The 24,410-nt window shown below is 68.3% G+C and carries 16 protein-coding genes and 1 tRNA gene; 7 read left to right on the forward strand and 10 right to left on the reverse strand.

Features of this window, described 5'->3' with window-relative positions; all coding sequences use genetic code 11:
• The first annotated feature begins 2 nt into the window (after positions 1-2).
• The 3 genes from ACXYX3_RS07235 (at position 3) to ACXYX3_RS07245 (ending at position 5,253) form a co-directional block, all read left to right on the forward strand.
• The gene (locus ACXYX3_RS07235; RefSeq protein ID WP_458611009.1) at positions 3-3,443 is read left to right on the forward strand and encodes a BTAD domain-containing putative transcriptional regulator; all 3,441 of its coding nucleotides are present in this window, start codon (positions 3-5) and stop codon (positions 3,441-3,443) included.
• Positions 3,444-3,644: 201 nt separating this feature from the next.
• On the forward strand, positions 3,645-5,036 hold the full coding sequence (locus ACXYX3_RS07240; protein ID WP_241202832.1) for an FAD-binding oxidoreductase: 1,392 nt from the start codon (positions 3,645-3,647) through the stop codon (positions 5,034-5,036).
• Between the two features lie 143 nt (positions 5,037-5,179).
• Positions 5,180-5,253, forward strand: a tRNA-Met gene (locus tag ACXYX3_RS07245).
• A gap of 403 nt (positions 5,254-5,656) precedes the next feature.
• Here ACXYX3_RS07245 and ACXYX3_RS07250 read toward each other — a convergent pair.
• The 4 genes from ACXYX3_RS07250 to glnT form a co-directional block, all read right to left on the reverse strand.
• On the reverse strand, positions 5,657-6,691 hold the full coding sequence (locus ACXYX3_RS07250; protein WP_458611011.1) for a zinc-dependent alcohol dehydrogenase family protein: 1,035 nt from the start codon (positions 6,689-6,691) through the stop codon (positions 5,657-5,659).
• A gap of 321 nt (positions 6,692-7,012) precedes the next feature.
• Positions 7,013-7,750, reverse strand: a complete 738-nt coding sequence (locus ACXYX3_RS07255) for a TetR/AcrR family transcriptional regulator (protein WP_458611013.1) — start codon at positions 7,748-7,750, stop codon at positions 7,013-7,015.
• Between the two features lie 19 nt (positions 7,751-7,769).
• Complete coding sequence (locus tag ACXYX3_RS07260; protein WP_458611015.1) at positions 7,770-8,513, reverse strand: creatininase family protein; 744 nt, start codon at positions 8,511-8,513, stop codon at positions 7,770-7,772.
• Positions 8,510-9,892 carry a type III glutamate--ammonia ligase gene (gene glnT, locus ACXYX3_RS07265; protein ID WP_458611016.1) on the reverse strand — a complete coding sequence of 461 codons (1,383 nt, stop codon included), beginning with the start codon at positions 9,890-9,892 and terminating at the stop codon, positions 8,510-8,512. Before glnT ends, ACXYX3_RS07260 begins: the two co-directional genes overlap by 4 nt.
• A gap of 585 nt (positions 9,893-10,477) precedes the next feature.
• Between glnT and ACXYX3_RS07270 the strand changes: the two genes are divergently transcribed.
• From ACXYX3_RS07270 to ACXYX3_RS07280, 3 genes are read left to right on the forward strand one after another with little or no spacing between them, the layout of a single operon-like run.
• Positions 10,478-11,368, forward strand: a complete 891-nt coding sequence (locus ACXYX3_RS07270) for a universal stress protein (protein WP_458611018.1) — start codon at positions 10,478-10,480, stop codon at positions 11,366-11,368.
• A 22-nt stretch (positions 11,369-11,390) separates the two neighbouring features.
• Positions 11,391-11,963: an Rv1733c family protein gene (locus ACXYX3_RS07275; protein WP_458611020.1), complete on the forward strand. Its 573-nt coding sequence runs from the start codon at positions 11,391-11,393 to the stop codon at positions 11,961-11,963.
• Positions 11,960-12,703 (forward strand): universal stress protein, encoded by a 744-nt coding sequence (locus tag ACXYX3_RS07280; protein WP_458611022.1) that lies wholly within the window; start codon positions 11,960-11,962, stop codon positions 12,701-12,703. Before ACXYX3_RS07275 ends, ACXYX3_RS07280 begins: the two co-directional genes overlap by 4 nt.
• Here the strand turns inward: ACXYX3_RS07280 and ACXYX3_RS07285 are convergent.
• Both ACXYX3_RS07285 and ACXYX3_RS07290 read right to left on the reverse strand, forming a co-directional pair.
• Positions 12,667-13,548, reverse strand: a complete 882-nt coding sequence (locus tag ACXYX3_RS07285) for a universal stress protein (protein ID WP_458611024.1) — start codon at positions 13,546-13,548, stop codon at positions 12,667-12,669. The two genes, ACXYX3_RS07280 and ACXYX3_RS07285, sit on opposite strands and share 37 nt — an antisense overlap.
• Positions 13,549-13,554: 6 nt before the next feature.
• Positions 13,555-14,547, reverse strand: a complete 993-nt coding sequence (locus ACXYX3_RS07290; protein WP_458611026.1) for an Acg family FMN-binding oxidoreductase — start codon at positions 14,545-14,547, stop codon at positions 13,555-13,557.
• Between the two features lie 129 nt (positions 14,548-14,676).
• Here ACXYX3_RS07290 and ACXYX3_RS07295 point away from each other — a divergent pair, with 129 nt between their 5' ends.
• Positions 14,677-16,209 carry a bifunctional aminoglycoside phosphotransferase/ATP-binding protein gene (locus ACXYX3_RS07295; RefSeq protein ID WP_458611028.1) on the forward strand — a complete coding sequence of 511 codons (1,533 nt, stop codon included), beginning with the start codon at positions 14,677-14,679 and terminating at the stop codon, positions 16,207-16,209.
• Here ACXYX3_RS07295 and ACXYX3_RS07300 read toward each other — a convergent pair.
• The 4 genes from ACXYX3_RS07300 to ppsA are packed head-to-tail and all read right to left on the reverse strand — an operon-like array spanning position 16,151 to position 24,326.
• On the reverse strand, positions 16,151-18,484 hold the full coding sequence (locus ACXYX3_RS07300) for a heavy metal translocating P-type ATPase (RefSeq protein WP_458611030.1): 2,334 nt from the start codon (positions 18,482-18,484) through the stop codon (positions 16,151-16,153). The genes ACXYX3_RS07295 and ACXYX3_RS07300 overlap by 59 nt on opposite strands.
• The gene (locus tag ACXYX3_RS07305; RefSeq protein WP_458611032.1) at positions 18,477-19,379 is read right to left on the reverse strand and encodes a universal stress protein; all 903 of its coding nucleotides are present in this window, start codon (positions 19,377-19,379) and stop codon (positions 18,477-18,479) included. The genes ACXYX3_RS07300 and ACXYX3_RS07305 overlap by 8 nt, the downstream gene beginning before the upstream one ends.
• A 13-nt stretch (positions 19,380-19,392) precedes the next feature.
• Entirely contained in the window at positions 19,393-22,056 is a 2,664-nt protein-coding gene (mgtA, locus tag ACXYX3_RS07310; protein WP_458611034.1) for a magnesium-translocating P-type ATPase, read from the reverse strand.
• Entirely contained in the window at positions 22,053-24,326 is a 2,274-nt protein-coding gene (gene ppsA, locus ACXYX3_RS07315; RefSeq protein WP_458611036.1) for a phosphoenolpyruvate synthase, read from the reverse strand. Before ppsA ends, mgtA begins: the two co-directional genes overlap by 4 nt.
• Positions 24,327-24,410 lie beyond the last annotated feature (84 nt).

Below are 24,410 nucleotides of genomic sequence, written 5' to 3' on the forward strand. Positions count from 1 at the left end.
CGGTGCGGTATCGGTTGCTCGGCCCCCTGCAGGTGGTCGACGAGGACACCCTGGTGGACATCGGTCCGCCCAAGCAGCGGGTGGTCCTGGCGATGCTGGCGCTGGCCGCCGGACGGGTGGTCTCGGTCGACCGCCTCGTCGACGCGGTGTGGGGGGAGGACATCCCGGCCAGTGCGACGGCGAGCCTGCAGGCCTATGTGTCGAACCTGCGGCGCGCCCTGCGCGGCGCGTCGGCCGAGACGCAGATGGCGTCCCCCATCGTGCGCCGTCCACCCGGTTACGTGCTCGACGTCGATCCCAACAGCATTGACCTGACGGTCTTCACCGGTGCATGTCAGCGTGCCGGGGCCGCGATCGAGGCGGAGGACTGGGAGGCGGCGGCCGTTGCCGCTGACTCCGCGCTGAGCTTGATCCGCGGCGGTCTGCTCGATGACATGGCCGACGCGCCGTGGCTGCGCGACGACGCGGCCCGGTTCACCGAGATGCGGATCGAATGTGTCGCGAACAAGGTGGTCGCGCTGCTGGCACTCGGCAAGGTCGCGGCCGCGGTGAGCGAGGCGGCAGCGCTGCGCACGCTCGATCCGTTCGCCGACCGGGGATGCCGGTTGCAGATGCTGGCGCTGTATCGGGCCGGACGGACAGCCGAGGCCCTGGAGGCCTATACCCGGCACGCGCAACGACTCGACGAGGAGCTGGCCCTGGAGCCCGGGCACGAGCTGCGGGAGCTGCAAACGGCGGTGCTGCGGCAGGCCCCCGAGCTGTCCGGGTGGCCGCGCGCGGCGGAATGGACGGGGGCAGCGACCATTCCGGTACCTGCTCCGGTCGGCCTCGACGCTGCGCCGGCGGCCGGGGTGCCGGCCAGGTCGCCGATGGTCGGTCGGCGGCGGGAACTGTCGCGGGTTCGGGAGCTGCTGGCCCGGGTGAACGCGGGCGCGACGCGATGGCTGGTGCTCTCGGGCCCGCCGGGGATCGGCAAGACCCGGCTGGCCGAGGAGGTCGGCGCGATGGCCGCGGCCGGCGGCGGTGACGTGGTGTGGGTCAACTGTCCCGACGAGCGGGCCATCCCACCGTGGTGGCCGATGCGCCAGCTGGTGCGTGCGCTGGGCGGCGACCCGGATGACGTGTTGCAGGTGCCTCCACATGCCGACCCTGATACCGCGCGATTCCTTGTTTACGAAAGGGTCCAGTCGCTCCTCGAGGCCCCACCCCGGATGCTGACGGTGGTGGTCGACGACGTGCAGTGGGCCGACACCGCGTCGGCGAGCTGCCTGGCCTACATCGCGAGTGCGTTGCGTGATCATCGAGTGCTGATGGTGCTGACGGTGCGCGATGGGGACCACGCCGCGGAGGTGGCGCGGCTGTTGAGCACGGTGGCACGCGGCGAGGACAACCGTCACATCGCGGTCCCCGCGCTGTCGTCGGAAGACGTTGCGGCGCTGGCCAATGTCGTGGCCGAGGATCCGGTGACGGCCGACGAGGCCGCGGAGCTGGCCGCGCGCACAGGAGGTAATCCCTTCTTCGTCTCCGAGTACGCGAGATTGCCCCGAGACGAGCGCGCCGCCAACGAGATCCCCCGTGCGGTGCGGTCGGTGCTCGACCGCAGGCTCGCTGCGCTCGATCCCGCGGTGATGGCCGTCTTGCGTACGGCCGCGGTGATCGGTGATGTCATCGACGCCGCCGCGGTCCCGGTGCTGGCGGCGGCGACCGGGCTGGATCTGGATACGCTCGCCGACCACCTCGACGAGGCGGCCGACGAACGCATCGTCGTCGCGGCGCACGCCACCGACGGCTACGAGTTCGCCCACGGCCTCTTGCGCGATCAACTGCTGGCCGGCATCCCCGCGCTGCGCCGACAACGCATGCACGCCAAGGTCGCTGATGTCCTGGCTGACTCTGTGGAACCCGATGCGCCGACTCGCCGGGCGCAACATCTGATCGCCGCGCAGCCGCTGGTGGAGCCGGCGGTCGTGGTGCTGGCCTGTCGGTTGGCGGCCGAACAGGCGACCGCGCAGTGGAGTTCGGACATCGCGGCGCGATGGTGGCAGGCTGCACTCGGCGCCTATGACCGGCTGCCTGCGCATGCGCGTGATGATGCCGAGCGCGACGCACTGACTGTCGAACTGCTGGAAGCACATTCGCGCGCCGGGCGGGGACAGTTGGTTCTCGACAGCGTCCAGCGATCTCTGAGCGAGGCGTTGCGGGCGGGGCGTGCCGCGACGGCGGGCCGGGTGGCCAGCGCGCTGCTGCGAGCCAGCGGGTGCTGGCCGTGGTTGGCCCCGGGGCGCGACCCGGGCGAGCTGTTGGGCCTGTTGTCGCAGGCGGCCGCACTCGTCGGCGACGATTCGGCCGCGGCGGCGCGAGTGCTGCCGGCGCTGGCCGTCGGACACTGCTATCACCCCGATCCGGCTATGGCGGCCGGTCTGCTGCAGCGCGCCGAGCAGGTGGCTGAGCAGACCGGAGACATCGACGTGCTGGCCGACGTGCTCATCGGCCGGCTCATCACCTACTCCGGGGTGAGCAGTGTGAGCGAGCAGATCCTGACCTGGGTCGAGCAGCTGAAAGGTCTGCGGCACAGTCGTTCCCGAGAAGATGCGGTGATCGCCCACTCGGTGGCGACGATGGCGGCGATGTATCTGGGGGACGTGGCGGGCACCCGGGCGCATCTGCGGGCGGGTATCTCCGGCAGCGAGGAGTTACAGCTACCGGTGCTGCGCGCCCAGCTGCGCTGGATGGAGGCAGTGCTGGCGATGTGGAGCGGTGACTTCGCCGAGGCGCGTCGCCATCACGCCACTGCGGCGCATGTACACGAGCAGACCGAGCTGTATGAAGCGGGCAGCGGGCTGCTGGCTGCGGCGTCGTTGTTGCGGGAGACCGGGGGAGCGCTCGATCCGAGTTGGGCCGACCTGCGGGCCAACACCGAGACCGGCGGACAGGGGATGGTCGGCGTGGTGCGCGCCGCGCTGCTGACGATGACGCCGAGTCCCGACGTGCGCGGCGAGGCGACGGCCATGCTGCGCGAGTGGCACGAGACCGTCGACCGGGGTCACATCTGGACGACGCTGGGGCATCAGACCCTTCTTGCGCACCTGGCGGCTGATCATGGTCTGTCCGAGTTCGCTGAACCCCTGCTGGGTCAGCTGAGGCCGCATCGTGAGCGCATTGCGGTCATCGGGCAGGTCGGGCTCGCCGGTCCGGTGGCGCTGGCCACGGCGCGTCTGCACGCCGCGCTCGGTGATGTCGACCAGGCACGCGCCGATCTGGCCACGGCCCGGGCGCTGGCGGAGCGGACCGGGGGAGCGCCCACGCTGCTGCGCTGCCGGCTCCTGGAGTGGGAACTGGCGGACCCGTCGCCGCAGCGCGCAGAAGCGGCCGCCACGCTCGCCGCTGACGCCGAGCGCGCCGGCATGCACGGCGTCGCCGCCTCGGCGAGACTCTTGTTCTGAGCGCCCTTGTTCGGCGAGCGCGCGGGTCTGCACACCGACGCGCCGTGACATGCGTGCCGTGGCGCACGCTCACGGCCGGCGAACGCGCGGCCAAGGCCCGATACTGACGCTTGGATTTCACTTGGTGCGCCGCCCCAAGCCGTTGCCAAGCCCCGTCGGTGATGCTGACCGCACCACCAGGGCTTGAACGAGAGGACTCCGATGACGATGACCACCGACGTGACCCGCGACGACGTGCTGCGCACACTGCGCGACCATGTCGCCACCCATGTGGCGCTGCCGGGGGAGCCCGGCTACGAGCGTTGTGTGCCGTGGAATGTGGCCGCAGCGGTGACGCCCGCGGCGGTGGTCCTGGCGACCTCCCCCGAGGACGTGGCCGGCACGGTGCGGTTTGCAGCGGCGCACGGGTTCACCGTCACGGTGCAGGCGACGGGACACGGCGCCGTCGGGGTGGGGCCGGAGACCATCCTGGTGTCGACCGCGGCGATGAAGCACTGCGCGGTGGACGCGCTGAACCGCACCGCCCGCGTGGGCGCAGGCGCGCGCTGGCAGGACGTGCTGGACGTCGCGACGCCGCACGGTCTGGCGCCTCTGTGCGGGTCCGCGCCCGGCGTCGGTGTGGTCGGCTTCCTGACCGGCGGGGGGATCGGGCCTCTTGTCCGCACCGTCGGATTGTCGTCGGATCATGTGCGGGCCTTCGACGTCGTGACTGGCGAGGGACGCGTGCTGCGCGCGACGCCGGAGGAGAATGCCGACCTGTTCTGGGGTCTGCGCGGAGGGAAGGCGACGCTGGGCATCGTCACGGCTGTGGAGATCGACCTGCTGCCGATCGCCGAGTTCTACGGCGGGGCACTGTTTTTCGACGGTACTGACGCCCGCCCGGTATTGCACGCATGGGCGGCCTGGTGTGCCGACCTGCCGGAGTCGGTGAACACCTCGTTGGCGATCCAGCAGCTGCCGCCGCTGCCCGGCGTGCCAGAAGCGTTGGCGGGCAGGATGACCGTGGCGGTGCGGTACACCGCGCTGTGTGACACGGCCGAGGCGGAGCAGCTGCTGGCGCCGATGCGCGCGGCCGCTACTCCGTTGATGGACACCGTCGGTGTTATGCCGTACGCGGCGATCGGTGCGGTGCACGGGGATCCGGTGGACCCGATGCCGGTCACGGAGAACCACGCGCTGCTCTCGGAGCTGACGCCGGAAGCCGTCGACGCGCTGCTGGCTGCCGCGGGCCCTGGGTCGGGGTCACCGCAGGCAATCGTGGAGCTGCGGATGCTGGGCGGTGCGTTGGCGCGTGAGCCGAGGCATCGCAGCGCGTTCTGCCACCGCGACGCGGCGTACTGCGTGGCGACGATCGGGTTGGCGGTGCCGGAGATCGTCGAGATGGTCGCACAGCACGCGGCGGCGGTGGTCGCAGCTGTCGAGCCGTGGTCGACGGGCGGGCAGATGCCGAACTTCGCGCCGTCCTACGACGCTGCTCGCGCGGCGCGGGTCTACAGCGAGGACACGCTGCACTGGCTGGCTGCGCTGGCCGACCGCTATGACCCCGCAGGGGTGCTCGCGACCGGCCAGGTCATCCGCACCCGCCGGGGGTGATTCCGCTCACGTGAGAGCGCGTGTCTGCGGCGAACACCCCGTTGCAAACAGCGAGGTCGCGCACGCTCGCGTCAGCCGCGCAAGCGTTTGAGCAGGCGATTTGGAGCCTTGCCGACCGCCCCGGTAACCTAGCGTTCACCCGTCGCGGGGTGGAGCAGCTCGGTAGCTCGCTGGGCTCATAACCCAGAGGTCGCAGGTTCGAATCCTGTCCCCGCTACTAATGTGAAACGGCCCTCGGAGGAAACTCCGGGGGCCGTTTTCATGTTCTTTGTGACGCCAGCCATGCTCATTACTTTGTGAGGAGTGGAGGGTCCAGTCCGAGAAGGAACGAGGCGACCTGCTCGCTGGCTCCCGGTCGTCCTCCTTCACCAATGTGCGCAGGTCTCCAGGAAGAAATCCGACGTGGGCATGTCGGCTCCGGCCATTGACCACCATGGGCTACATACCCGCCTCCAACGCCGCTGTGGCGTATGAGCGCCGGAGGTGCTGGACATGGATGCGCGCGGCCCTTGCGCGCAGGTAGGCGGTCGAATCGCCGCCGGATGGTGTCCGGGCGTGGGGTGGGCGCCCGTCTTGGTAGGTGATGACGTTCACCTCTCAAACTCGACGTGAGCATGCCATCACCATGCGGCAGTACTGATTTCGACAACCACCTTGCCGATCGGACCCCGGTCAAGATGATCCAGTGCGGCGGCAAGGTCTTCGAAGTCGTACTTTCGATCGATCACGGGTCGTAGGTGCGCGTCGTCGACGAAGCCGACGAGATCTTCTAGTGCCCGCCGATGCCCGGTTCCGATTCCGTGAATCGTGATGTCCTTGAACAGCAGTGGCTCGACCGCGGTCTCGACGGTCCAGCCGCCGACCGCGCCGATCAGGTAAATGCGCGCACCCACGCTTGCGACTTGTGCTGCCGCATTCAGGTGAGCGCCGCCTACCACCTCGAGGACGTGGTCGACTCCGCGATCGGCAGTGATGCGCCACAGCTCCTCGGCCCAGTCGTCGCGTGTCCGGTCGATGACGTGGTCGGCTCCGAGTTCTTCAGCCCTCGCACGGTTTTCGACGCGGCCTGAGACGATCACCGTGGCTCCGTGCGCTTTGGCGATCTGCAGCCCGAATAGCGCGACGCCACCCGTACCCTCGACGAGCACGGTATCCCCGGAGCGCACACCACCGCGCTCGACAAGTCCGAACCACGCGGTGAGGCCGGCGGTCACGAGGGTGGTTGCTTCACCGGCGTCCAGTGTCGTCGGCGCACGCACCACCCACTCTTCGGGCAGTACCACGTACTCGGCCAGGACACCGGGGTAGAACCCGCCCAGCGTCCGGTACCAGAGGTGGCGAGCGTCGCCCGGGCGGGGGCCATCGGTCCAGTCGGGAGTGATCGTGGACAGCACGCGGTCACCCGTGCGGACCCGGGTTACAGTTTCGCCGACGGTCACCACCGTTCCTGCCATGTCCGACCCGGGGGTGAACGGGAACTCCAAGGGGAGACCGCGGCCGCTGTCGATCACCATCTTGTCGCGGTGGTTCAACGCCACCGCCGCGACGCGGACCAGCACCTCATGTGCCGCCGGAGGCGGGATCGACACATCTCTCAACCGAAGGTGCTCCCGACCCACACCGTCCATCTCCCAGCGCCTCATCGTCCCCGCCATAAAACTCTCCTCCAACGCATCACGCCCGCGGCGACCGCTCAGGCAGCGCTCACCCCATCACGCGGCAACATCGAAGTCCGCCAGGTTGTTCCGACGCCGCGCGGAAGCCATTAAGGACGACTACTGGACCGAGCAGGAGGGCAGCCGCGGACCCGACTTCGCCGCAAACTCCTCGGCCGTCTGCGACCAAATGCGTTCGGCGACTCCCTGAGCTGACACCTACCGGGCGCGACGTTTCGTTTGATCCTGAATTCTCACCGCAACGCCTGTGATGCTGATTCCCGGATCAAAGGCGCTGTCGGACCTCGTGTTTCGGACTCCTCAGTTCTCCGCCGGTTCGGCAGCGCGCAGCGCGATGGCCGCATCGTCGAACTGAGCCGCCTGCGCTTGAATCCGGGCGATCTCACTCGGCCGCTTGAGCAGACCGCGCACGGCGATGATGGCGACCTGCTCGCCGACGCGCACCGCTTCCTCCGCGCGGTCGTCGTGGTCGGTGTGCAGCCGGGTGCGCTTCTGTGCGCCCTCGTCGAAGTTGAGGAGCAGGCCGGCGGTTTCCTCGCGGTCGCACTCGATGAACTTGCCCTCGTTGATCGCGGCACCGATGAGGTCGACCACCCAGTTCTTGAGTCGTTCGTAGTCGGCCCAGAACTGGTGGAAGTCGTCACGCTGCGCGTGAGCAATGCGCTGGATCTCATTGAAGTCGATCGGCGAGAGCGCCAGCTGCATGGTGTCGAACCGCAACAGCCGATAGAGCTTCACTGCGGGCGACCCGGAGCCAGCGCCGACCTCGGCGATGAACCTCAGCGGTGCGCGGTTGACCACCAACGTCTCACCCAGCAGTTGCTCTTTGTTGCGGAACCAGTAGTACAGCGACGACTGTTGCAGACCCGCGGCGCGGGCGATATCGCTCATCGTCGTTTGCGCGTAACCCTTTTCGCTGAACAGCCGAGTCGCGGCGTTGACGATGCCCGCGCGGGGCGATCCCGCGGGTGCTGATTCGGCGTCACGGCGGGGCCGTCCGATTGTGCGGACCTGCGCGCGCCGCTCGGATGGTGGCACGGGTGTCACTTTACGACGGTCAGCTCACCGGCGGCTGTTCGACGTGGGCACGGACGACGACGTCGCGCGCCGCGGACACCACATCGCGCCACAGTTCGAGCCCGAAGCTCTCGGATGCGCGCGACGGATGACCGGTCACTCCGTTCGTCGACACCGACCCCACGGGGTAGCGGAAGACGAGTCCTTCGGTCCGGTCCGGATCGTCTGCGTGCGCCATGGCCTCGACGTCCACCAGTTCCGGCCGCACAACCAGCATCAACGAGGTTTCCGCCGCATTCGCGTGCCAATCGACCGCGTCGGCGGTAGCGCGCCGGGCGATGTCGGCCGTGAGATCCCACCACTGCATGACCCCGATGCGCGCCTGCGGCATCTCGCGCCGGAAGTGATCGCAGGCGATCCACAGAGCGGAGGCGTTTCCGACGTGGCCGTTGACGAACAGCACGCGTCGCACACCGGAGTCGACGCAAGCACGCGCGACGCGGTAGGCGGTCGCCGCCGTCTCCTCACCACTGAACGCCACCGTTCCGGCCAATGCCGACCCGTGGAACATGCTGGAGCCATAGGCAATCGGAGGTAGTACGAGTGCGATGTCACCGGCGGCGGCATCGGCGACCGCGGCAGCCAGGATGGTGTCGGTGCCGACGGGTAGGTGCGGGCCGTGCTGCTCGGTCGCCCCCACCGGGATGAGTGCGACGCAGTCCGGGTCGGCGGCCAGTCGGTGCGTGAGCTGCGTCGAGGTGTGTTCTTCCCAGCGGTGGCTCACCAGAACCTCAGATAGCGGTCGGTCTCCCACGACGACACGTGGGCGGTGAACGAGTTCCACTCGGCCCGCTTCACGGCGATGTAGGAGTCGAACATCGCGTCGCCGAAGACGTTGCGAACCAGAGGATCCGCCTCGAGCGCGTCGATCGCCTCGCCCAGCGATCGAGGCAGCCAACCTATCTGACGGGCGGCCAACTCCTCCTCGGACAAGCTGTAGAGGTTGTCGCGGTTGGGTTCTCCGGGATCCAGGCGCTCGCGGATGCCCTCGATGCCTGCGGCCAGCATCAGTGCGGCGCCGAGGTAGGGGTTGTTCGCGCCGTCGGCGGCGCGGCATTCGACGCGTCCACCGCCCCTGGGTATCCGCATCATGTTGGTGCGGTTGTTGTCGCCGTAGCAGGCGAAGATCGGCGCCCAGGTCAACCCGGACATGCTGCCCTGCTTCACCAGCCGTTTGTAGCTGTTCACGGTCGGGGCGATCACCGCGCAGATCGCCGACGCGTGGCGCAGTATCCCGGCGGTGAAGTGGTAACCCAACTCGGACAGTCCGCATCCCCGCCTGTCGTCATTGTCGGCGAACAGGTTTCGGCCGTCGGTGTCGGCCAGCGACATGTTGTAGTGGGCTCCGCTGCCGGTCCGGTCGGCGAACGGTTTGGGCATCCATGACGCGAACAGACCGTGCTTTCGGGCGATCTCGCCGACCATCATGCGGAAGAACACCAGCCGGTCGGACATGGTGACCGCGTCGGTGTAGGTGAAGTCGGTCTCGAACTGCCCGTTGCCGTCCTCGTGGTCGAACGAGTAGACGTCCCACCCCAGGTCGTTCATCGCCGACACGATCTCGACGACCACCGCATAGTTGTGCAGCAGCCCGCGCAGGTCGTAGCAGGGCTTGTCGAGGTTGTCGTCGGCACTGGCCGGAGCCGGTGTGCCGCTGGCATCGCTGAGCAGAAAGAACTCGGTCTCGATACCCAGGTTGAACGTGTACCCCAGCTCGGCGGCTTCGGCGGTGACCCGCTTGAGAATGCCTCTGCTGCAGGCTTCGAACGGGGTGTCACCGATGTAGAGGTCACCGGGAAACCACGCCACCTCGCGATTGAACGGCGCGATGATCGCCGCGCCCAGATCAGGGTGCGGGGCGACCTCGTCGTCGTTGACGTCCTGCGGCACCCCGTCCAGCGCGGCGCCGGTGAACATCTCAGAGCCGCGTGCCGCTTGTCCCAGGTGCCCGAGCGGCACCATCTTGGCCTTCGGTTTGCCATGCATATCCGCGAAGCTGATCGCGGCGTACTTGACTCCCGCCGCGGTCAACCGCTCGGCAATCTCGGCGACATCGGATGGGGCTTGAGTGTGCGCCGACTGTCCGTTGAGTGTCTCTGTCACGGTGTGCTCCTGTCCGGCCGATACGGGATCTGTTGACGAGTTCGAACCCACGACCGAAGCTCCTGCAGAACTTCCGCAAATGCCGCGAGAGACGACGTCGGAGGGAACGTCCGTCAGGGACGCCATGGCCAGAGACGTTAAGCGTGCTGTGTTTCTGATCTGTTTCCCGCTGGTAAATGAGTTATTGGACATATCCGGGCGCATTGCACCGGAAACAACCCATGTGAACTGGTCAAATACCGCAGATGTCGATGAGTCATCGAAATTCGGCTTGTGGGGTGTTGACCGGCGCGGTGGATCACTCCCGCGCCACCGCATCACTCGCGTTCGCGGCGATGTCGCATGCGTGAGGTAGGTCGACATGCCACTGGTCGAGAGCGTCGCCATGCCGCCAACCACCGTGTGGCCGTGAATGCGCGACACCGGTCACTGGCATCGGTGCGGCGGCAAGGCCCGGTTTTCTCGGACAGCAGCCAGTGCCCCGCAGCCAGCAGAGGTCCTCGTTCCTCGTCGAAGTGACCAAGGACCCGAGACATCACTGCGCCACCGGTCCTAGCGTCGAGAGAGCAGACGAAAGGTGGCGTCATGACCGCACAACACATGCCCAGACCCCGCGGAATCGTTGCCGCAGTGGACGGCTCACCGGAATCCGACACGGCAGTGGCGTGGGCCGCACGTGACGCATCCCTGCGTGACGTTCCGCTCACCGTCGTGCACGTCGCGCCTTCAGATGAAGTCGGCCCGTGGCTCGACCTGCCCATCGCCGAGGAGTACCTCGCCGAAAGAGACCGCGAATCCCAGGAGATCGTCTCGCGGTCGGTCGATCTCGCTGAAGCGGCCTTGACGGGTCGGCGATCCGTTCCCGTCGAGAAGGCCATGGTGCGAGGACCACTGATGCCGGCCCTGCTCGATCTGTCCAAGGACGCGGACATGATGGTGGTCGGATGCCGAGGGCTGGGGCCCCTGGAGGGCCTGCTGCTGGGGTCGACGAGTTCGGCCCTCGTGCACCACGCGCACTGCCCGGTTGCCGTCGTCCACGAGCAATCGGGCGCGGCGACGGCGGTCACCGCGCCGATCGTGGTCGGTGTCGACGCGTCGCCCTCATCCGAGCTGGCGATCGCGATCGCCTACGACGAGGCGTCGCGGCGCGGCGTCGAGTTGGTCGCCGTCCACACCTGGATGAACAGCGCGGACTTCTACGTCGATGTGACCGCCGCCGACATGGCCAAGCAGGCGGATGAGGAACTGGCTCAACGGCTTGCGGGTTGGGGTGAGCGCTATCCCGATGTCGCGGTCCGTCGCGTCGTCGGTCAGGACAGCGCTGCCCACCGGCTCATCGAGGAGTCCGCCTCCGCCCAGCTGCTGGTGGTCGGAAGCCATGGTCGCGGCGGGTTCGCCGGTCTTCTGCTGGGTTCTGTGAGCTGGGCTGTGGTGCAATCGGCGAAGATCCCGGTGATCGTCGCCCGTCAGTCCTGACGCAGACATCATCGGCACGGCGATGGGCGCACTGGGTGTGTGGTGCCGGCGCTTGGCGGGCGTCAATCCACTGATACGAACCACCGACCGCTGGGAGGCGGCGCTGCTCTCTGTGGTCGTTGCCGTTGCCATCGCGACGATTCCCGTCGCAGGTGCGGTGGGCACGGCCACCTACGACCGTCTGTCTCGCACCTACACGGCGGAAAGAGCGGTGCGTCAAGAGATCACGGCGACCGCCCGCGCCGACAGCCGAGAGGTGCCCCAGGCCTACGGAAGTGCCCACGTCACCAGCGTGGCGTGGAGTCACGACGGCGTCGCCCACACCGACGACATCGACACGCCTCGCCTGCGTGCCGGCGATGAGGTCCCCCTCTGGGTCGACGGCGACGGCAACCGTAGCGCACGGGTGCCGAGTGACACCGATGCTGCCGTGCAGGCGGTCGTCACCGCCCTGGGGTTGTGGATCGCTCTCGCCGGCGTCGCCGCGGCCGCATACTCGGCAGCGCGGATGACGTTCAACAGCATGCGTTTCGCGGCGTGGGACCGGGAGCTCGATGATCTCGCGGACAACGGCGGCAGGACGAACATCCCATGAACGCGACCGGTGGGCAACGCTGTGTCGTCGTCGGGGTCGACGGCTCCCTCGCATCATTGAACGCCGTCCGTTGGGCTGCTGCGGAAGCCGTCGCGCACAATGCGGTTCTGCGCCTTGTTCACGTCACGCAGCGGCCTGTCGACGTGGTGGACGGGGACCTGGCATTGATCCGGGCGGAACGGACCGCGGTGGACGCCGTGCCGTCGGTGCGGGTCGAGGTCGCCTCAGCGGTCGGCGTTCCCGGCACGGTCCTCCTGCGCGAGTCCGAACGCGCGGTGATGGTGTGCATCGGAGCCAAACACCGTCCGCACCAGAGCGAGTCGGTTCCGATCGGCCCGACCGGTCGCGCGCTCGCGGAGGGATCTCACTGTCCGGTGGCGATCATCCGAACGCGCCGGGACGGAACGCCGCAGACCGACGGTGTCATCTCGGTCGTGTTGTCTGACGAGGACGGCAACGACGACGTCGTGCATCTCGCCATGCACGAGGGGCGACTTCGCCACGCGACGGTGCGCCAGATCGACCGGCGGGCGGTGAGCTGGATCCGACGCTATCCCGATGTCCACGTCGAGACGGTCGCGGCGGGAACGGGGTACCACTACGACCGCCACGATGACGACGAGGTGGGCCTGGCCGTCGTCGGGATGGGGGACGCGCGCCGACTCGCTTCGGTCGCGACGCCGAACTGCCATCCGGTCCTGGGCTATCCGGACTGCTCGCTGCTGCTCGTCAGGACGTGACGCGCGCGTTCAGGCGGCCCGGCGGGCTCACAGATCATGACGTTGAAGCTGAGATCCGGTTCGGAGGCGGGCGGTGTGGTCGAGACCAGCTCGGTGATGCCGGCGCCGCGGTCATGCGGCACGACCGCGAGTGCGATCTCGTCGCGGTGCCGGGCGAGGTAGTTCAGGATGCTGCCGGGGACGGCCACGGGGCGCATGTCGAGCCCGGGATGCTGTTCGCGCCACGCGGCGAGCCGCCTCTGCAGCCGCGTGCGGACCATGCGCGACACCGCACCGGCCGAACCGTCCTGAATGTCGGGATAGCGGGCCGGCCACGCGGTCACGACCCGCAGTGGGAGCCCTCGCAGAAGCGCTTCGTCGATGCCGCGCCGCAACGCCAGATCACCGGCGGGGGAGTCGTCGACCTCGGCAACCACGCAGCTCGCAGAAGATGCCGCAGTAGGTGAATGGATCACCGCCACAGGGCAGTCCACCGGGGGTACGACAGCCAGCACGGTGGCCCGTCTGTGACCCATTCCCGCATGCTCTCGCCCTGACGAGCCGATGCAGAGCATGGCAGCATGACGGGCCTGCTCGCGCAGAACGTCTGTGACATCGCCTGCGGCCAGCTGAGTTTCGACCTTGACCTGTTTTCCCGTGGCCTCGATCGCTGCGGTGACGGTGTCGACGATGTCGGACGCGCGGTCGATGTCGTGGGCCGTTGTCGGTCGGTCGCGGCGCGGCACGACCTGCAGCAGTCGTACGGGAATGTCCCGACTCACCGCTTCGTCGACCGCCCACAGCGCAGCGGCTGTCGCCGAGCGGGAGCCGTCCACCCCGACGAGTACGGCCGGCGATTGATGCATGACGCCTCACTCCCTGATCCGCAAGACCTCGGACACGGGCCGTCGCGGTGTCTTCGGCGTGAGATCGTCGTGACCGCGTGATGCCCCGATGCGGACCAGCACCTGCGGAATACTCGACGATCCGGTCAGCGCCGCCACGATGCGACGACTTGCGGGCACCTCGGTCAGGTGGGACAGGGTGCAGGTCGCCAGCCCGGCCATCGTCGCGTCGAGCAGGATCGATGACAACATCTCGCCGCACCGCAGGAGACTGTCCCGGGTGCTGTCCTCGGTGGACAGCACGATGACTCTGCTCTCGTCGGTGGCGATGTCGGGCAGACGATCTCCGGTCCCCGGGGTGGGAAAATCACGGCCGAACGCCACGCGTTGGCTTTCCGACGGCGACGCCAGCGTGCCGGCGGGTATGCCCTCGCTGATCGCCAGAGGGGTTGTCCAGCCGAAGAGTTCAGCATGGTAGGCGGAGTCGTATCTGCGTGCCGTCCGGGCCATCTCCGACGCCCTGATCAGGTCCGCTCGGGATTCACCGGGCAACACCGCCATCGACACACCCGGCCAGTCATGGGCGACCGGCAGCTGCTCGAGGAACTCTGCGAAGGCGTCCCAGTGCGGAGGGGCGGCGAAGGGGAGTCTGTCGGTGTGCCGGCGCCGTATCGCCTCGGCTCGCTGACGGTAGGCCTCCGCGACGAACCCGGCGGGTCTGAACTCGATGTCGCACAGGTGATTCGGATTGTTGGGGTTCGGGAACCGATCGGTTGTGGCCTGGTAGCCCACGGCCGCCATGGCCACCCGAAAGTGATCGAGCACAGCGCCGCAGCTGATGACGAGTTCCCTGCCCGAAGTGTCGGTGTGGCGCGGCGCCGAGTCGGGGTCGAGGAACAAGGACACGACGTCGCCGGTGCTGATGAATCGCCAGGGCTGGCTGTTGTGCAGAGACGGGGCGCGGCACGCGAGCGCCACTGCGTCGCTGAGGACGTCGAGGTCGACTGTCACGCTGTTCATCGTCAGCTCTCCTCCCGGGTATCGACCCAACGATCCGCTGGGTGCGCCCGGGCGGCCAGGGTCGATGGTCACCAGTTGTCTGATACGGAGGCCCTGGTCCAGGGTCCGGGGCGCGCGCACAGTCAGAGGATGACGGCAGGGGACGGAACCGCGGCACCGTGGGACACGCCGGGCAACCTGGCGGCCGAGGTGCACGAGACCCACACGGGTCTCGTCGTGTTGGTCGGTGATCGGGCGTTCAAGGCCAAGAAGCCGGTGCGGACCGACTTCCTCGACTTCCGCACCACCGAACAGCGCGAGCGCGTCTGTTGCCGCGAGATCGACTTGAACCGCCGGCTGGCCCCGGCGAGCTACCTGGGATTGGGATACTTCCGGCAACCCGACGGTACCGAGGAGCCCGTGGTGGTCATGCGCAGGTATCCGGAATCAGAACGGCTCGCCCACGTCATCCGCACCGGGGCTCCGGCCGACACGTGGTTGATGATGATCGCGAGCGACCTTGCGCGGTTCCATGCCGGTGCCGAACGCGGCTGCGCCATCGACGCCGAGGCCACCGCGGAGGTGTTGACCGCTCGTTGGCAGGAAAACCTCACGGAATTGCGGCGATTCGTCGGCCCGGTGATCGCGGCTGATGAGCTCGATCGGGTGGAGCGGATGGCGATGCAATTCTTCGCCGGCCGCCAACCTCTGTACGCGAGTCGTATCGCGGATCGCCGTATCGTCGACGGGCACGGAGACCTGCTCAGCCAAGACATCTTCTGCACGCCGCAGGGGCCGGTCCTTCTCGACTGCCTCGAATTCGACGATCGACTGCGATACGTCGACGGCGTCGACGACGCTGCCTTCCTCGCCATGGACGTGGAGTTCCTGGGTGGCCGCGACCTCGCTGAGCGGTTCCTCGCCGAGTACTGCCGGCAGGCCGGCGACGATGCGCCGACCTCCCTGCGGCACGTGTGCATCGCGTATCGCGCCGTCGTCCGCGCCAAGGTCGACGGCGTGCGCGTCGACCAGGGGCATCCAGAGGCCGCGCAGGACGCACGTGCGCATCTGGCCTTGGCATCGGCACACCTGGTCCAGGGTTGCGTCCGTCTTGTCATGGTGGGAGGTGGCCCGGGGACGGGGAAGAGCACCCTGGCGCATGCCGTGGCGGACACCATCGACGCTCGGGTCATCTCGACCGACGAGGTGCGGCGCGAGCTGCAGTCGTGGGGCCACATCGCCGGCTCGGTGGGCGATCTCGACCAGGGGCTCTACTCCCCGGCGAATGTCTCTGCGGTCTACGACGAGGTGCTCAGGAGAGCGCGGAACTGGCTCACGACAGGTCATTCGGTGATCCTCGACGGCACCTGGCGCGATGAGGCGCAGCGCCGTCGGGCCCGCGCTGTGGCTGCCCAAACCTGCTGCCCGCTGGTCGAACTGGTGTGTATCTCTGAAGTCGGTGCTGCTGCAGGCAGGATCGAGCGCAGAGGCCCGACGGCATCGGATGCGACACCGGCGATGGCTGCTGAGCTGAGCGGTTGGACGGCGGAGTGGAGCACCGCAGTGCGGATCGACACCACGCGTCCGCTGACGCGATGTGTGGCTGATGCACACGATGCGTGTGTCAGCGCGGTCGAACTGGCTGCGAGCTGTCCACCGGCCGGTCGTGATCGGACAGAGTGAAGTAATTCTCCTCTTCCTGCACGAAATGCAGGCGCAGCAGGGCGTGGAGGCCGTAGAGGCTTGCGAGAACATCGTCGCGCTGTTCTGGTCGAATGCCGCCGGCGGCCTGAGCGGATCGGAGGTGTTCGCCGATCCGGTCGGAGAGCCGCTGGATCTCTGCGTGCGTCCGACTCATGGTGGCGGTGGCTTCGCTGCTGTGCAGCGGCGCGGCCAGTGCGGGATAAAGGGACGCCTCCTCGGCTCGCTCGTGGGGCAGGATCCGGTCGGTCAGCAGCGCGTAGGCGCGCGACAGCGATTGCAGCGCTTCGGCATCGGCGCCGTCGACGATGTGATCCGCTGCGGCCCGGATCTGGCCCAGACTGTCCCGGAGCTCGTCGTGTTCAGCCGAGAAGAGGTGCACCATCTGTTCGGTGTCCGGGGTCAGCTTGTCCTGGCCATGCCGATCACCCCGTAATGCGCGCAGAGCGTTGAGGATGACGGCGACATCGATGGCTTCCTGCAGCAGCGCGCCCGGAGCCGGCGGAAGCCACCCCAGCGCGGCGACGGCCATCGCCAGCAGCGACAGCGCCATGCCCGCCCCGGCGCTCTGCACGGCGATGCGACGGGACCGTCGCGCAATGTCCATCGCGTCGGCCAGCCGGTCGAGCCGGTCGGTCGTCAGCACGATGTCCGCCGCCTCCGAGGACGCGGTCGCGCCCCGTGCCCCCATCGCGACGCCCACGGTTGCCGCCGCGAGCGCCGGAGCGTCGTTGATGCCGTCACCCACCATCACGGTGACCGCCCGCTCCTTCTCGGCGCGAACCGCGGCGACCTTGTCCGCCGGTGACTGGTGGGCGTACACCTCGTCCAGACCCAGGACGGTCGCGACTTCCCGGGCGGGTTCGAGACGATCGCCGGTGAGCATGACGAGCCTGTCGAAGCCCGCCCCGCGCAGTCGCCGCATGGTTCGGGGGGCCTGCCGGCGCAACGGGTCGTGAAGCAGAATCGCGCCTTTCGGCTCCCCGTCGACGGACACCCACGCGATCGCCGCATTGTCGAGGCGGGCCTGATTCAGCACGGCCTGCGCCCACACAGCGGTCACCGCGTCGTCGGTGAGCTTGCCCACCGCGACCCGTCGGCCATCGAGCATCGCGCTGACTCCGCAACCGGGTTCCTCGGCGGCCGCTGTGGGCATCGACAGTGTCACACCGCGCGCCAGTGCCTCGGTGACGATGGCCTGGGCCAGGACGTGCGGTGACACCTGATCGACGGACGCGGCGACGCACAGGATCTCACGCGCGTCGGCGCCGGGCGCGGTGATCACGTCAGTGATCGCAGGGCGCCCCATCGTGAGCGTACCGGTCTTGTCCATCACCAATGTCGTTGCATGACCCAGGTTTTCCAACGCCCCGCCGTTGCGGACCACGACACCGGCGCGCGAGGCCCGGGACAGTCCGGACACGATCGCGACGGGTGCGGCGAGCAGCAGGGGACACGGTGTCGCAACAACCAACACGGCGACGGCTCGTACCGCCGACCCGCCGGCCAGCCAGGCGCCGCCCGCGACGATCAGTGTGAGGGGTAGAAAATACGCGGCGTACCGGTCGGCGAGGCGAACCACCGGCGAGGTCTCCGCGCCTGCCTGTTCTGCCAGTCTCACGATGCCGGCGTAGGTGCTCTGCTCGGCGGTCGCGCCGGCCCGCAGTTCGAAGACGCCGCCCGCGTTGACCACTCCGCTGCGCACACTGTCACCGGCGCCTCGTTCCACGTGCACCGATTCGCCGGTCAACGCGGACTCGTCGAGCACGGCCGGGGCGTCGACGACTCGACCGTCGACCGGCACCACGTCGCCCGGACTGATGACGAGGACGTCGTCGACGCGGACATCGGCCAGGTCGACGATGTCTACCTGGTCGCCGGTGCGGCGACGCGCGAAACGAGGCGCGCGCTCGAGAAGTGCCCGCAGATCATGTGACGCGCGGCGGGTGGCCGCGGCGTCGAGTGCGCGTCCGCCGGTGAGCATCACCGCGATGAGCGCCCCGGCGAGGTACTCACCGACGAGCAGCGTTCCGCCCAGCGAGAGGACGGCGATCAGGTCGACCCCCAACCGCCCGTGACGCAACGCCGCGAGGACCCACACCACGGCGGGCACGATCGCGATGTAGGTGCCGGTCGCCCAGCAGATCTCGGCTGTGCCGCGTGCGCCGAGCAGCCACGCGATCCCACCGACGGCGAGCGCGGCGACGGTCGCGGCGACAAGTGCCGGCTCGAGGTAGGCCCGGTATCGATCAGGCACGGCGTAGTCCGCCGCGTACGACTGCGACCGGTGTCGTCGCGCGCTCCGCGACCGCGGAACTGACCGAGCCCAGAAGCATGGCCGGAATCCCGCCTCTGCCACGACTTCCCACGACCACGAGTTGTGCGTACTTGGCCTCGTCGATGAGCCAGCGGGCGGCCTTGTCGCAGACGATCCGGCGACTGACATGCACGTCGGGATATGACTCCTGCCATCCTGCGAGCCGTTCGCCGAGGATCTCGTGGCCCTCGTCTTGTCTCTCGTGCCAGTTCATTCCGAGGATCGGGAAGACCGCGACGTCGCTCCACGCGTGCAAGGCGATCAGATCGACGCCGCGCCGAGATGCCTCGTCGAAGGCGAATGCTATCGCCGCCTCGGACGCCGGTGACCCATCGATGCCCAGGAGCACGGGAAGCTCGCGGTCGGTACCGCGCACCGCGCCTTCCTTGACGATGACGACCGGGCACTCCGCGTGCTGCAGCATGGTGCGACTGACCGAACCGAGCGCGACGCCGCCGACCGGTCCGAGACCGCGGCTGCCGAGCACCAGCATGTCGGCTTGGCGGGCCGCGTCAGCCAACTCGGTCACGACGCCGTCGCGACGCAACAAGATCCGCACGTCGATCTCCGCGTCCCCGATCGACTCGAGGGTCTCCTGGCTGCGCCGGAGGACATCGGCGGCGTTGTCTTCCTGCCACTGGTAAAAGTCGGTGATGACTGATTCGATCGGCCAGGTGACGACGATCGGCGCCACGACGTGCATCAGCGTGACCGGTCGGCGGCGCAGAGCGGCTTCCTGGGCGGCGAATCGCAGTGCCGCGTGCGATTCCGGAGAACCGTCCACACCGACGAGGATCCCGACCTCCGGGACCGACGACGCGAGCTGTTCTTTCATCGTGTTCTCCGTTCTACGAACAGGTCAGGGCGGCTGTACCCGGGTTGGTCAGGGCAGTTGGACACTGCTGCAGGGGGAGGCGGCGGGGGAGCTTGTCCGCCTGGCTGAACCGGGAGGCACGTCGATGCACCCGATGGGTGCGCCCGCGGGTGCGGTGCGACCCAGCCGCCGACCGGGACGGCTCGGCGTAGAACATCGTCTTCGTGACATCCACCAGCACCAGGTAGGCCGCGGTCAACGCCGTCAGTGCGGCGAAGAACTGCCAGGGAAGCGGTGTGAAACCCAGGCTGGTGGCAACGGGCGACAGGGTGAGGAGAACACCCGTGGCGATCGCCGCGCTCGTGGTGGCAATCAGCACCGCTGCCGGCCTACTCCGAAGGAATGGCACCCTTCTCGTGCGGATCGCAACGATGATCAGCGTTTGCGTGGCCAGCGACTCCACGAACCATCCGGTGCGGAACTCGACGGGTCCGGCGTGCAGGACGCCGAGCAGCAGCCCGAAGGTGAGGAAGTCGAACAGTGAACTGACGGGACCGAAGGTCAGCATGAAGCGACGGATGAACGCGATGTTCCAATGCGAGGGTGCGCGCAACTGCTCGTCGTCCACCCGGTCGGCGGGGATGGCGAGCTGCGATGCGTCGTAGAGCAGATTGTTGAGCAGGATCTGGCTGGGCAGCATCGGCAGGAACGGCAGCACCGCGGACGCGGCTGCCGCGCTGAACATGTTGCCGAAATTGCTCGACGTGCCCATCAGCACGTACTTGATCGTGTTGGCGAAGATCCGCCGTCCTTCGGCCACCCCGTCGGCCAGCACGCCCAGGTCTTTCTCGAGGAGCACCACGTCGGCGGCGTCCTTGGCGACATCGGTGGCGGTGTCCACCGAGATGCCGACATCCGCAGAATGCAGTGCGAGCGCGTCGTTGACACCGTCACCCATGAAGCCAACCGAGCGCCCGGAGCTCCTCAGCGCCGACACGATGCGGGCCTTCTGAACGGGTGAGACACGTGCGAAGACCGTGTGCTCACGCACAGCGGCGTTAAGGTCGGCTTCGGTCATGTGCGCGAGGTCGGCTCCGAGCAGCGTGCCCTTCGACGCCAATGCCAGCTCCGTGCAGACCTTTTCGGCGACACGCGGGTTGTCGCCGGTGGCGACCTTGACCTCGATGCCGAGTGCGGCCAGTCGATCCAGCGATTCGCGCGCCGCCGCCTTGGGATTGTCGGCGAAGACGACGAAGCCCTCCAGCGTGAGCGCGGTGTCGTCATCGGCTGTGATCGTGGTGGCTTCCGCGTCAGGCCTGGACGCCACCGCGACGACGCGCCTGCCGTCCTCGAACAGCGCGGCGAGTGTCTGACGGGCGTGTGCACCGACGCCGTCGCACCGCGCGATCACCTGTTCCGGTGCCCCTTTGACCACGAGCATCCGTTCACCCTTCGCCTGGACGAGTGCGGACGCGGCCCGGCTGGTGTGATCGAACGGCAGGTATGCCAACCTGGTGACATCCGGCAGGGAAGGCCGACCCGACCACAATGCTGCATCGAGGTCGTTGGCGCTGACACCACCGGTCGACGGATCGAGATCAGTTGCCATCAAGGCGAGTTCGACGACTCTGTCCGAGTGCGTGCCCGAAGGGGCGACGGCGTCGACGAAGTCCACCCGTCCCTCGGTGAGGGTCCCGGTCTTGTCGGTGACGAGGATGTCGATGTCGCCCAGGTCTTCGATGCAGACCAGCCTCTTGACCAACACCTTCGCCGCCGCCAGGCGGCGCGAGCCGGTGGCCAGGCTGGTGCTGACGATGGCGGGAAGCAACTGCGGGGTGATCCCGACGGCGATGGCCAGCCCGAACAGAGCCGAATCGATCACGGGGCGGCCCAGCAGGAGATTGGTGATCACGATGACCACGGTGAGTGTGAGCGCGACGCGCAGAAGCAGGTAGGAGAATCGGCGCAGACCGACCTGAAAGGCGGTTTCGGGCTGACGCTCACCCAATCCCACTGCTATCCGCCCGAATTCGGCGTCCGCTCCCGTTGCGAACACCACGGCGGTGGCCTGACCGGCGCTGACGACCGCGCCCATGAACGCCAGGTTGGTCGAGTTCGGTGCACCCGGTGGCATGGCCTCGGCCGTCTTCTCGACCGGGGTGGACTCGCCTGTCAGGATGCTCTCGTTGCACTCGAAGTCAGTGACGTCGATGAGGCGCGCGTCGGCGGGGACCAACTCGCCGAGCTCGAGACGGATGACGTCCCCGGGCACCAACTCTGCGACGTCGATGCGCACGTCGTGGCCGTCTCTCACCGCCACGGTGGAGTGCCGCATGGCGGAATGCAGCGCTGCAGAGGCTTGTTCGGCGCGGTACTCGTTGGCGAAGCCCAACCCGACGCTGAGCGCGAGAATCGCTCCGATGATGGTGGCCTGTGCGGCGTCGCCGAGAAAGTAGGAGAGCGCAGCGGTCGCAGCCAGCAAACCGAGCACTGCATTCGCGAACTGGCGGCGCAGGACGGCGAACGCGCTCACGTGATGGGTGCGCACCACGTTGGGCCCCGTTCGAGCGCGGCGGACGTGGGCCTCCGATGCCGACAACCCGCGCACCGAGGTGCCCAACATGGAAAGTGCCTCGGTCGGCGTCGCCCCGGCGATCGTGTCCCGAGTCTGTGCCGGTGCGGAGGGGGGAGCCGTCATCGCGCGGCGTCGAGGAGCACGCGACGCTCGGCGGCGGCGACGACGCGCCGCGTCGCCTCCACGGAATCCGGATTCACCGACACTGACGTGATGCCGTAGCGGACGAGATGTTCGGCGAAGGCGGGATTGGCGGACGGAGCTTGCCCGCACAGCGAGGAGGTGATGCCGAACTTGTTGGCGATGGCGATGATTCGGCGGATGGCGTGCAGCACCGCGGGATCGGTCTCGTCGAACAGCTCGGCGCAGGTGTCGGAGTCCCGATCGACACCCAGGAGCAACTGTGTCAGATCGTTGCTTCCGATCGAGACGCCGTCGATGCCCATACCGATGTACTCGGGTAGCCAGTGAACCACCGAGGGCACCTCGGCCATCACCCAGCGGTGCAGACCGCGCTGCTTACCCAGCGGGCTCGCGTCCACCAGCTCCAGGCATTCCTCGAGTTCCCACCGGGTACGGACGAACGGGATCATCAACGCCACGTTCGGCGTCTGCTCCCGCACGCGGGCCAGTGCCTCGAGTTCGAGAGCGAACAGGTCGGGTTCCTTGACATATCGGTAGCAGCCGCGGTACCCGATCATCGGATTGTGCTCGACGGGCTCGTAGGCGGATCCACCGGTGAGGCTGCGGAACTCGTTGGTGCGGAAGTCCGTCGCACGGTAGACGACGGGCCGGGGAGCGAACGCCCGCGCGATCCGCCCGACCGACGACACCATGTGCGTGACCAAGCTCTGTTGCTCGCCGCGGGCGATCAGATCGCGCGGGTGGCGGCCACCCAGCGCATCGGTCAGCATGAACTCCGCCCGCAACAGGCCGACTCCGTCCACCGGCTGGGCCGCCACCGTGTCCGCGGAATCGGGCATAGCGAGATTGACGTAGATGCGGGTCGCGGTGACGTCCGGCGCGGCCGCTAGGTCGGCGATAGGACGCGGGCGAGCGACGACGGTGGCGGCGCGTCCGGAGAGCACCTCGCCGCGGGCGCCGTCGACGGTCACGGCCTCGCCGTCGCGCAGGACACTCGTCGCGGTGCGCGCGCCGACGATGCAGGGGACGCCCAACTCCCGGGCCACGATGGCGGCGTGGCAGGTCATCCCCCCGGAATCGGTGACGAGGGCGACGGCCCGGCGGATCGTGGGCAACCAGTCCGGATTGGTCATCGGGGCGACGAGGACCTCGCCCGGCTCGAGCTGATCGCCGTCCTCGGGTGAGGTCAACACCCGCACCTTTCCGGACGCGACACCGGGGGCGGCGCCGAGGCCCCGTAGGAGCACGGAACCGTGGGCCTCGACCGGCCGTGCCGTGAGCCCGAGCGTCGTGATGGGCCGAGCCTGAACCAGATACGTCGTGCCGCCGCTGATCGCCCATTCCGTGTCTTGGGGGCAGCCGCTGTGATCTTCCATCGCGATCGCCATGCGCGCGATCGTGCGGATCTCGTCGTCGGTCAGGACGCGGGCGTCGGCCTGTGCCTCGTCGAGATCGACGGTGGCGTCTGTGCCGTCGGGGCCGCGAACGATCTGGAAGTTCTGGTGGCCGAGCCGAATGTCGAGTGGCGCGAGTGTGTCCTTGCTGACGACGTAGGTGTCCGGCTCGACCTCCCCGGACACCACGACTTCGCCGAGCCCGAAGGCAGCCTCGATCACCACGCGGTCCCGTGCGCCGGTGCTGGGGTCTGCGGTGAACGCCACCCCCGCCTTCTCGGAATCCACCATCTGCTGCACGACGACGGCCATGGCGGGATCGCCGGTGAAGCCGCGGCTTGCCCGGTAGGAGACGACCCGCGGGCTGAACAGCGAGGCCCAACAGCGCGTCACGGCGTCGAGCAGCTCCACATCGCCGGCGACATTGGTGATCGTCGCGTTCATGCCGGCGAAGGAGGCGTCGGCACCGTCCTCACCCGTCGCCGAGGACCGCACCGCAACCCGTACCTGCGAACCGAGCCCGTGATAGGCCGCCACCACTTCATCGCGCAGGATGGCGTCGACCCCGGCCTTGTGCACGAGCGCCTGCATCCGCTCGCACAGGTCGTCCAGGCGCGCGCTGTCGGCGACGGCGGCCAGCGCCTCACGATGAAGCGCGGCGAGCTCGGTGTCGACGCCACCACCGCGCATCGAATCGCGGTAGCAGCTGCGCAGCAGCACGAAGCCCGGCGGTACCGGCAGCGCCGCCGCGATCATCTCTCCCAGATTGGCCCCCTTGCCGCCGGCCTCCTCGGCGTCGCGGATCGACAGCCTGCCGAGGTCACGAATGCGGGCACCATCGCTTGCATCGGTCATGGCACGAGCCTGCGCCCTGGCAGTGCGCCGCCCTAGCGGCTGACGGCAGCTTGCGACGCGACCAAAGTCCCTCATCGGCAGGGC

This window comes from Mycobacterium sp. Panama NTM2 (genome assembly GCF_054355555.1).

Coding starts and splice junctions, on each gene's coding strand:
- ACXYX3_RS07240 (WP_241202832.1), top strand. CDS start 3,645: ATGACGATGACCACCGACGTGACCCGCGACGACGTGCTGCGCACACTG.
- ACXYX3_RS07250 (WP_458611011.1), bottom strand. CDS start 6,691: ATGGCGGGGACGATGAGGCGCTGGGAGATGGACGGTGTGGGTCGGGAG.
- ACXYX3_RS07270 (WP_458611018.1), top strand. CDS start 10,478: ATGACCGCACAACACATGCCCAGACCCCGCGGAATCGTTGCCGCAGTG.
- ACXYX3_RS07275 (WP_458611020.1), top strand. CDS start 11,391: ATGGGCGCACTGGGTGTGTGGTGCCGGCGCTTGGCGGGCGTCAATCCA.
- ACXYX3_RS07280 (WP_458611022.1), top strand. CDS start 11,960: ATGAACGCGACCGGTGGGCAACGCTGTGTCGTCGTCGGGGTCGACGGC.
- ACXYX3_RS07285 (WP_458611024.1), bottom strand. CDS start 13,548: ATGCATCAATCGCCGGCCGTACTCGTCGGGGTGGACGGCTCCCGCTCG.
- ACXYX3_RS07290 (WP_458611026.1), bottom strand. CDS start 14,547: ATGAACAGCGTGACAGTCGACCTCGACGTCCTCAGCGACGCAGTGGCG.
- ACXYX3_RS07295 (WP_458611028.1), top strand. CDS start 14,677: ATGACGGCAGGGGACGGAACCGCGGCACCGTGGGACACGCCGGGCAAC.
- ACXYX3_RS07305 (WP_458611032.1), bottom strand. CDS start 19,379: ATGAAAGAACAGCTCGCGTCGTCGGTCCCGGAGGTCGGGATCCTCGTC.
- mgtA (WP_458611034.1), bottom strand. CDS start 22,056: ATGACGGCTCCCCCCTCCGCACCGGCACAGACTCGGGACACGATCGCC.
- ppsA (WP_458611036.1), bottom strand. CDS start 24,326: ATGACCGATGCAAGCGATGGTGCCCGCATTCGTGACCTCGGCAGGCTG.